This is a genomic window from Pseudomonas emilianonis, assembly GCF_023072625.1.
Lineage (GTDB): Bacteria > Pseudomonadota > Gammaproteobacteria > Pseudomonadales > Pseudomonadaceae > Aquipseudomonas > Aquipseudomonas paraveronii.
In genome coordinates, this window is record NZ_JAKNRV010000214.1 from 1 (window position 1) to 9,028 (window position 9,028).

Below are 9,028 nucleotides of genomic sequence, written 5' to 3' on the forward strand. Positions count from 1 at the left end.
GGCGACCGGGTCGCTGCCCGGTCGCAGGCTCAACCCCACCGCCACCACCAGCAACGTCAGCGCCCCGGCGCCGACAAGCAAGGTTGGCTTCTTCACAGCACCGGTACCTCTTCAGCCACCGGCTCAGCCGCCTGGGTCTGCAACTGCGCGGCGTGCTGGCTGTACTCACGCAGATAGACGATAAATTCCTGCAGCAGACGGTCCCACAGTTCCAGTTGACTGCGCAGGTGCGTGGCACCGACACCGGCCACCACCACGTCCATTTCCATCAGCAGAAATTCGCCCTGCACGGACAGCCGGGCAAACCGGCGCGAGGCGTTCCACACCTGAGTCAGCCCTTCGGGCAAGTCGCCCTGCACGCGCAGCGCGCAGCTGTAGGTGAAATCCACGTAGCTGCCCTGCTCCGCCGCCGGGTTGCCGAAACGCACGGCAAAGCCGATGCCCTGGCTGGCGCTGAGCAGTTGCACGATGCCGTTCTGTTCGCTTTGGTTGACCCGGTAGCCGGCTTCCTGCAACAGCTCGGTCAGGCTCTGGACGGTAACGCTGGTGATCAATTCGCTCATGGGATCTGTTCCTTGTCTATCAGTGATTGGCGGCTGCCTGGGGCGCATCAAAACGGGTCTTGTACAAATCGTCGCCAAAGCCCTGGGCCAGTTCCTCGAACTTGACCCGCGCGCCGCTGGCGAAGGGCTGGCGAATACTCATCACCTCGGCCACATCGATTTTTTCGTAGGCCGCGAGCAACTGCTGGGCCACGCCGTACATTTGTTGATTCTTGGCTGAACATTGCTGCACTTGTGTGTCACGTTCGCTCAACTGCGCCTGCAGGCGCGCACGCTCGGTTTCTTTGCCCTTGGCCAACACCAGCAGTTCTTCATAAGCCTTCTTGAACTTGCCGATCTGCTCGTTGCTCGCCGCCACCTGGGCTTGCGCCTGGCTGTGCAAGCTCTGTTGCTGGCCCGCCATTTGCTCGGCGACGCCACGTACCTTGTCCAGCTCGGCGGTCAGTTGCTTGAGCTGCGCCTGGGCCTGCTTGGCCTGGTTCTCGGCGGCCAGGCGTGCAGCACTGGCCTGGGCCTGCTCGCTTTGCAGCGCCTGCAACTGCTGGGTGGTGCTGCGCAGTTGCGTGCGCAGGCGCTCTTCCATGCCTTCGGCCGAAGCGCCGGTGGCAACCAGCAGCAACAGCAGCGCGCATATTCGCGTGTTCATGGGGCATCTCCCTGCGCATCAGAAGCGCGTGTTGAGTTCCAGTTGCATCACATCGACTTCGAACGGCGCGCCATACACTTCGGAGGCGCTCAACCAACGCGCACTGGCGTAGATGTTTTTGTCGATGCCGTAATTAGCGCCAATGAAGTAGCCCTTGGCGTTGGTGCCGCCGAGGTGAAACGAGGAGTCGTTGAAACCGTCGGGCAACGCATCAGGCTGGATATATTTGTAGCCGGCCAACACGTTCCAGTCGCCGCGTTTGCGCATCTCCAGCGCGCTGCCGAGGGTGAACGAGACCATCATGGCGTTGCCGCCACTTTCAAACTGGCCGTTGGAATTGAGGTTGTTGACGATCTCGCCTTCGCTGCGCTTGAGCATTTCGCCCTTGTCGTAGGCCAGGTTGCGGATGTAGTTGCCTTGGGTGCGCAGCTTGAAGTCGCTGGGCAGTTCGCTGTCCCAGACCAGGTTGAGGTCCAGTACATCGAACTTGGATGCCAGGCCGACGTATTGTGGGTCCGGGGTTTTGGCAGGGTCCGTCGGGCTGGTGGTGTTGTTGCGCAGTCTGAACACGCTGTTGCCCTTTTGCATAAAGGCCACACGCGTGCCGTCAGTGTCGCAACCGGGTTCGCCCTTCCACGGGGAGCACGGGCTGGAACGCTCACCCTCGATGTCCTGGAACTGGTAGTAGGCAGCGGCAAGTTTGAGGCTGTTGGCGCGGTTGATCTTCCAATTCGCGCCGATTTGCCCACCGAACAGCCACTTGGTTTCACTGTCTTGCTTGTCGATGCCGTTGGTGCTGGCGGTATCCGAGGAGTATTCAACTGGGAATGCGCCGAGGGTACCGAACAGCCCCCACTCGCTGTTGAGCTTATGGTTGAAGATCGCGGCCACACCGTCGAAATTGAGCTCGTTGGCATACATCATGTCGGTGGCGTAGAACGGATTGGCAATTCGCCCGCCGGTCAAGGTGATGGAGTCGGTGGTTTTCCAGCTCAGGTAACCCTGGTCGAGCCAGATGTCTTTTTTGCCGAAGCCACCGCCCAGGGTCTGGGTGGTAGACACCGGGTTATTGTCAGAACCGGTGCCCAGGCGAATACCGGCGGTCCACTCTGGCGAGATCACCGCTTTCATGCCCAGGCGAGCGCGCAGGCGGAACAGGTTTTCGCGGTCCTTGATGGTGTTGATCAACGGCGGAAACTTGGTGTTCGAGTTCTTGTTGACGTCATAGGGCCCCGTTTCATTGACCTTAGCGAAGTCGGTGATCTGAGGGCTGTTGTTGCCCGAGAAATAGCGCGACTCATCACGCAGGCGAATATCGCCGTCAAAGGTCACGCGTGACACCCAATCCGGGAAGGTATTGGGCTGGGCCCAGTTTTCCTGCTTGGCGGTGGCCATGACTTCGGCTTTCACCTGGTCGCGGATCTGATCGCGCACCGCTTGCGGCACATACTGCACACGCACGTCGCCAGGCGCCGCCGTCGGGCCGCTGGCGACCACCGGGGCGGCATTCGCCTGGCGAGCCTGTTGGGCTTCTTTTTCCGCTTGGGCAATCAGCCCATTGGCGGTGTCCTGGGTGAGCACGCCTTGCTGCACCAGCAGGCGGATCAGGTTGATCGTGACGTTTTCCGAAGGGGCGACCGGGGCTGCCGTCGCCTGGCCGACCAGGGTCGCGATGACCATGCCGACCGCCAGGGTCAGCCGATTCACGGGGGAAATCATTCGTAAGCAACTCCTGTAAAAAACTGCAAAAAATGGGTTCGATCAATCCGGGCGCCGGCCCTTGAGGGACAGGCGCACCGGCATGCTCACCGAGGCTGGAACGCGTTGCCCCGCATGGGGTACACGCAAGGCCGCCAGCACTTGGGCGTCGGTCTCGCTGTCGCCGCTGGACTTGGCCAGCTCCACACGCGTGACCTGGCCCTCGGCGCTCAACCACACATCCGCCTGCACCGCGTAGGCCTTTTTGCGCAACTCCGGGTCGTCCCTCAGCAGGCGTTGAAACACCCCCGCCAGGTATTGCTTGTACGTGCCGGCACCGAGACCACCGCCGCCGGAACCAGCCATGCCGCCGCCTTTGCCCGCACCGATGTTGAAGCCGTCGTTGCCGGACTGCGCGTCGCCATCGATCTGCATCGGGTTGGCCAAGTCATCGGCCGGCGAAGGCGGCGCTTCTTCCGCCGGTTTCACCTCTTCGGGCTCAGGTGTGGGCACCGGCTCAGGGACTTTTTCCTCCACCTGGGGCTCGGGCTCCTTGGGTTTTTCCGGCGGCGGTGGCGGTGGTGGCGGCAACGGGATAATGGTCGGCACCTTGGGTGCTTCACGGCGTATCCCACTCACGTCATTGGCCCATTGCCAGAGAAACCAGGCGGCCACGGCACCCAGCAGCAGGCCGGCGCCCCACTTCAGCGGGCGCAACGGCGGCTTGTTCTTCACGGGCAACGGCGGCATCGGGATCTGTGCGGTCATGACTCAGCCCTGGCTCGGTTTGCCGGTGACCAGCCCGACCTGGGACAGCTCCAGCCGCCGCAGTAAATCGAGCACCTCGATCACCTTCTGGTACTGCACGGTGGCGTCGCCGCGCACGATCACCGGGAAATCCGGGTTCAGCGCTTTCTCGATGCGCAGGCGCTCCTCCAGCTCCCCCAGGGTGACCGGGTAGGCATCGAGGAACACCTGGCCGCCGTCGTTGACGGAGATGGCCTTGGTCTTGGCCTGCGACAGCGACACCGAGGCGCTGGCCTTGGGCAGGTGAATCTGGATGCCCGAGACCTGGGCGGTAGCGGTGAGGATGAACATCACCAGCACCACCATCAGCACGTCCACCAGGGGCGTGATGTTGATGCTGTCGACAGCGGCATCGTCGTCATCGTCGCGGGAGGCATTTACGGAAGCCATGGCGATTCTCCTCAGGCCGAAACCGGCGCGTGGTGCGGCACGCGGTGCGCCGCTTCACTGAACTGGCTCTCACCGTGCATCTCCGCCAGGCGCGTGATGAACTCGTCGACAAACACGCGCATGTCGGCGCTGACTTCCTTGTTGCGCGTGATCAGGCGGTTGTAGCCGAACAGCGCGGGGATCGCGACGAACAGGCCCATGGCCGTGGCCAGCAAGGCCGCCGCCATGCCCGGGGCGATCGCATTGATGTTCACGTCACCGGCCATGGCCGTGCCGAGGAACACCACCATGATGCCCAGCACCGTGCCCAGCAGGCCGATGTACGGGCCGCCGGCGATGGCGTTGGACAGCGTCGACAATTTGGAACTGAGTGCCTGGTTTTCGCGGGTGCGCACGCCGTCCATGGAGCAGCGGATGGCTTCGATGGTCGCCGCCGAGACCGACGAGGTGTCGGCGCCCTGGGCGCGGCGGGTGCGGATTTCCTTGACCGCCACGCAGTACAGGCGCCACAGCGAAGAATGGGTCAGGCGTTGGGCAAGTACGCTGTCGTCGTAGAACATTTCCAGGCGAGTGCCGATCTGTGCGAACTGCTCGCGAAACGCCTCGTTGCCGCTGCTCACGCGGCTGACCATACGGTTCTTGCGGATCATGATGACCCACGACTGGAACATCATCGCCACCAGCACCAGGATGATCACCCAAGCGTCTACCGGCACCGCGTTAAGCAAAAAGCCCAGGCTGCCGAAACCGTAGCCCGACTGTTCTTCATCCACGCCATAAGCCACCAGTTTCGACTCGGCACCCTGGGCACTCGCGTCAGCCAGCAACAAGGTCGCTGGACGGGCCACTTTGGACAGGCGCAGCTCATCCATCGCCCCGGCAAACGGCAGGTGCGGGCTCGCCGCTTCCGGCAGATCGGCACCAATCGCCAGTTGGGTGTTGAACGCCGGCATGGCCACTGCCAGGCTCGCGGTTTCGCGGCCGTTGACATACAGCGCGAGTTTTTCACCCTCGGCGGTGAACGCCAGGTGCTGCCATTGGCCAGGGTTCAGCGGCTGGGTCGAGACGGCGCGCTGACCGTCGATTTCCACGAACGGCGTGCCTTGGTTCAACCCGAGCAACAGGCTATGCAGGCCCTCACGCCGGGCCAGGACGATTTGCTCGCCGCTGGCCTGGTCCAGGCGTAGCCAGGCGCTGAACGTGAAGGCGCTACCGGCGGTGTGTTGCAGCGACGGGCTGGCCGGCAACAGCAAGGGCTGGCCACTGAACTGCAAGGCACGCCCGACGACGCCGTCGATGCTGCTGCCGGTGGCGTTCAGCGCGGTGTTGGCGTAGGCCGTGGTGTCGCGTGGCGGTGTACCGCTGGCCCCGTCAAAGTGATACAGCGCGGTGTAGTTCGGGTCGAAAGTCAGTTGGCCGTTGGCGGTGGCCGGGGCCTTCTGGTTGCCGTAGTACATCCACAGATCCTGGCGCTGGCCGCCTTCGACCTTGGGCACATCGACCCAGATCAGCGCCATGCCCATCAGCGGGTCGAAACTTTCGATCTGGTGGTTGAACACGGTCTTGTCGTCGGCACTGACAAAGCGCACGTCGCTGCCGTCATCCTTGACCCCGTCAAAGGTGAAGTTGCCGGTGTGCAGGCGCACCAGCAGCGCGGTGCGGCCCAGGGCCTGGTTGATCGCGGCGCCTTGGGCGGTGGTGTCCACGCTGATCTGTTTGCGGTAGTGCCAGTCGTCCTGCCACCAGGCATGGGCGGTGGCCGGGAGCGCGAAGCCCAGGCAGATCAACAGGCTCAGGAATAGGCGTTGCATGGGAAGAATCTCCGGAAAAAAGGGTCAGAAAGTCGCCTGCACACTGAAGTGCAGTCGCGAGTCCTGTTTCTGGGTGTTTGGTCCGTCGAGCAGCGGGTAGCCCCAATCCAGGCTGCCGGACAACCATTTGCTCAAACTGGCGCGGGTGCCGAGGCCGACACTGGCCAGGCTGTATTCGTCTTCCTGCTCGGGCAGCGGGTCGTGCAGACGCATGCGCGCGCCTTCGGCGAACGCGTAGAAGCGCCACTCCTGCACGTAGCTGCCGAGGAACTTGGCCAGGGACGGTGTGCGCAACTCCTGGGAGAGCAGGTAACCGTCATCCCCGGTGCGCTCGGCCGCCAGGTAACCGCGCACCGAGGTGGCGCCGCCGGCGGAATATTGCTCGTTGGACACCAGCGGCCCCGAAGCCAGTTGGAAGCCGGCCTTGGACGCCGACTGCCAGTCGTTGGCGAAGGTGTAGGTGTAATTCAGGTCGCCCTTGAGCACCGCAAAGCTGGCGCTGGCCTTGTAGCGCTTGTAGTCGAATTCTTCGGCGTCACTGCCATAGCCAAAGAATGCGCGGGTGCCGACGACCAGGTTCAAGCCCAGGCCCAGCTGGGATTTTTCGGTGTAGCGGTAGCCGTTGTAGCCCAGGGTGAACGGCGCGTACTTGAGCGGCACCTGGTCGCTGCTGGAACCGAACTTCATCTCTTCGTCGAAGTCCTTGAAGTCCACGCCGAAGGAGAATGAATTGGCCCAGTTGCCTGCCGCCGGCAGGCTGTAAATGGCCGATACCCCGTAGGAGTGGCCCTTACCCAACACGTTGCTGCCGCCGATGGTGGCGATGTTGCTGTCGGACTGGTAACCGGAGAACTGCAGCGTCCAGCGTTCATCCAGCGGCGCGCTGTAGGAACCCGACCAGACCTTGGCATTCGAGCTGTCCTGGGGCGCGGTGAAATACGTCAGCGAGAGGCTGTGGCCCAACTGCCAGAGGTTGTCGTAGCCCAGGGTCGCGACCGAGCGCAGCTTCTCGGTGTCGGCGCTGTAGTCGTTGTTCAGGCCGATACTGGCGTGCCAGGGGTTCTGGTCTTCCACTTGCAGGTCGACATCCATCGTGCCGGCGCGCTGGCCCTCGCGTACCTGCGGCGTGACCTGGCGTCCGGCGCTGCGGTTGAGCGCGGCGAGCTGGGTTTGCACGCTGGCGAAATCCGGCACGGCGCCTTCCTTGAGCCCCGGCACTTCCTCGCGGATTTCCACCGGCGAGTAATGCTTGGCCCCCACCACCCGCACGCGGCCGACCTTGGTTTCACTGACTTGCAGGTAGACGATGCCGTCATCGACCTTCTGCTCCGGCAGCTCCACAAACACCGACTGGTAGCCGCGCGCCTGGTAGATCTTCTGCAGCGCATCGCGGGCGCCTTCGATATCGTTCAGGGTCTTTTGCGGGCCGAGAAACGGGTACACCGCCTCTTCGATCGTTGCCGCATCGAGCACGGTATTGCCGCGCACGAAGTACTCGTTGACGTCCACCCGGCGCGCCGGGGCATCGCCCTCCTCGGCCAGCGCCGGCTGCACCAAGGTGCCCAGCGCCAGGCAACACAGCGCCAGCGTTGACTTGAACAGATGCTCCACACAGCCCCCTAAATGTCTAAAATGTTGCGCCCTCGCCGATTGCACGGCGTTTGGCCTGCTCAATTGCGGGTTGTCGAAAGTTGGCTGTGCCGTGCCAGCCAGGTGTGCAACAAGGCGAAGTTCAACGAGAACTCCGGCATGTGCAGCAAGGCACCGCAAAACACGTCACCGATGATGGTCTGGATCAATTGCACCGCCCGTGGGTCGTTCAACAGGGTGGCGATATCGCGTTGCAGCACATGGATGCCCCACACCTTCTGGTGCAGGTCGAGGCCGACGAACCAGCGGAACAGCAGGTTGTAATTGAGCTGTTCGTGCAGTTGCTGTTCGCTGGGCACGGAATACAGCAGTTGCAACAGCAGGATCTGCAGCACGGTGCGCGGCGCGATCAGCATCCCCGGGGCGGGGCGCAGCAGGGCGTGGTGCCGGTCGAACATTTCGTCGATCTGCGGGCGCAACAACACCAGCGAATGGCCCGCGGGGATGTAGCTGGAGACTTCCTTCAAGGCGCCCTGCCAATCGTCCTGCGAGACGATCCACACCCAGGGCGCGCCGTAGCGGTAGACCGAAACCGGCTTTTTGCGCGCGGCTTCGACGATCTTCGACAGGCGCTGATCGAGCTCCTGCATGCCGACTTTCGAGTAACGTTCCATAGTTCCCATTTGCCCCACTCCTGGCGTCCTGCTGACGGCTGGGGAGGCGATTTGTGGCCGCCTCCAGCGCGTTACATAGGCAAGACGGGCGTGGGGGGGAGCTACCGAACTTTTGTCATGAAAGCTTCATTTTGGATTGAGTGGGGGGCATTTTTTTGGGGGGTGAGCGGGTACATATCCAGTTCTTCGGTAACGGCGGCTGGCGGTTCCGCTCTTACAGCGGGTCACTTTGGAAAAGCCCCAAAGTAACCAAAAGGCTCTTGCCCCACCACTCGGCACCTCGCTAGTGCTCGGTGTGCCCTCACGCAGGCTTGCGTGGTTTTACGGGGCGCCTAAGATCAAGATCAAGATCAAAAGCCCAGGCAAAGCCAGAGCAAAAGCAAAATGAGGTCTATCTGACCTATGGAGATATCTGATCCATGGAGATCCAAATGTGGGAGGGGGCTTGCCCCCGATAGCGGTGTGTCAGTCAACTAATCTGTAACTGACCCACTGCTATCGGGGGCAACCCCCCTCCCACCTTTCCAACCGAGTTAGCCATGAAACACCAGCCGGCTATTAGGCCGCCGCGCCAACAGCAAAAAAAACGGGGCAATCACTGATCGCCCCAAACGTACATCGAGAGGTCCTTCCACCTACAACGTGATCTGCTTGCGCTCCTCATCCGTCAACCGCGCACGCGCCTGTTCGCTCAACGGCCCGGCGCCCAGTACCTGCACCGGGCTGTTGGGGTTGTACTCCGAGGTTTTCTGCTGTTCCTGCGGCTCGCGCTGCACCGGTTCGGAGCCAAAGCTCAACACCTCCACCGTCACGATCGACGCCCTGCCCTGCTTGGCCGCCGCCTGCTGG

Annotated in this window: 9 protein-coding genes and 1 pseudogene; all 10 read right to left on the reverse strand. The window is 62.6% G+C overall.

All coding sequences use genetic code 11. The features are described from left to right. Positions 1-96 (reverse strand): annotated as a pseudogene (locus L9Z73_RS31325) (peptidylprolyl isomerase); the annotation flags it as partial. Further along, a complete protein-coding gene (locus L9Z73_RS19530; RefSeq protein WP_247404284.1) occupies positions 93-563 on the reverse strand; it encodes a YbjN domain-containing protein in 471 nt (156 codons plus the stop codon). The pseudogene L9Z73_RS31325 and the gene L9Z73_RS19530, both read right to left, overlap by 4 nt. Before the next feature lie 19 nt (positions 564-582). Continuing rightward, positions 583-1,209 carry a DNA repair protein gene (locus L9Z73_RS19535; RefSeq protein ID WP_247404287.1) on the reverse strand — a complete coding sequence of 209 codons (627 nt, stop codon included), beginning with the start codon at positions 1,207-1,209 and terminating at the stop codon, positions 583-585. 18 nt (positions 1,210-1,227) lie between these two features. Next, positions 1,228-2,928 (reverse strand): putative porin, encoded by a 1,701-nt coding sequence (locus tag L9Z73_RS19540; protein ID WP_247404290.1) that lies wholly within the window; start codon positions 2,926-2,928, stop codon positions 1,228-1,230. A 42-nt stretch (positions 2,929-2,970) separates the two neighbouring features. Continuing rightward, complete coding sequence (locus L9Z73_RS19545; protein WP_247404292.1) at positions 2,971-3,675, reverse strand: energy transducer TonB family protein; 705 nt, start codon at positions 3,673-3,675, stop codon at positions 2,971-2,973. A gap of 3 nt (positions 3,676-3,678) precedes the next feature. Continuing rightward, the gene (locus tag L9Z73_RS19550) at positions 3,679-4,104 is read right to left on the reverse strand and encodes an ExbD/TolR family protein (protein WP_247404295.1); all 426 of its coding nucleotides are present in this window, start codon (positions 4,102-4,104) and stop codon (positions 3,679-3,681) included. An 11-nt stretch (positions 4,105-4,115) separates the two neighbouring features. Continuing rightward, complete coding sequence (locus tag L9Z73_RS19555) at positions 4,116-5,915, reverse strand: DUF2341 domain-containing protein (RefSeq protein ID WP_247404298.1); 1,800 nt, start codon at positions 5,913-5,915, stop codon at positions 4,116-4,118. 24 nt (positions 5,916-5,939) lie between these two features. Then, on the reverse strand, positions 5,940-7,526 hold the full coding sequence (locus tag L9Z73_RS19560) for a ShlB/FhaC/HecB family hemolysin secretion/activation protein (protein ID WP_247404301.1): 1,587 nt from the start codon (positions 7,524-7,526) through the stop codon (positions 5,940-5,942). 59 nt (positions 7,527-7,585) lie between these two features. Further along, complete coding sequence (locus L9Z73_RS19565) at positions 7,586-8,179, reverse strand: transposase (protein WP_247404307.1); 594 nt, start codon at positions 8,177-8,179, stop codon at positions 7,586-7,588. A gap of 635 nt (positions 8,180-8,814) precedes the next feature. Then, on the reverse strand, positions 8,815-9,028 hold a 214-nt coding region (locus tag L9Z73_RS19570; RefSeq protein WP_247404304.1), incomplete at its 5' end, for a hypothetical protein.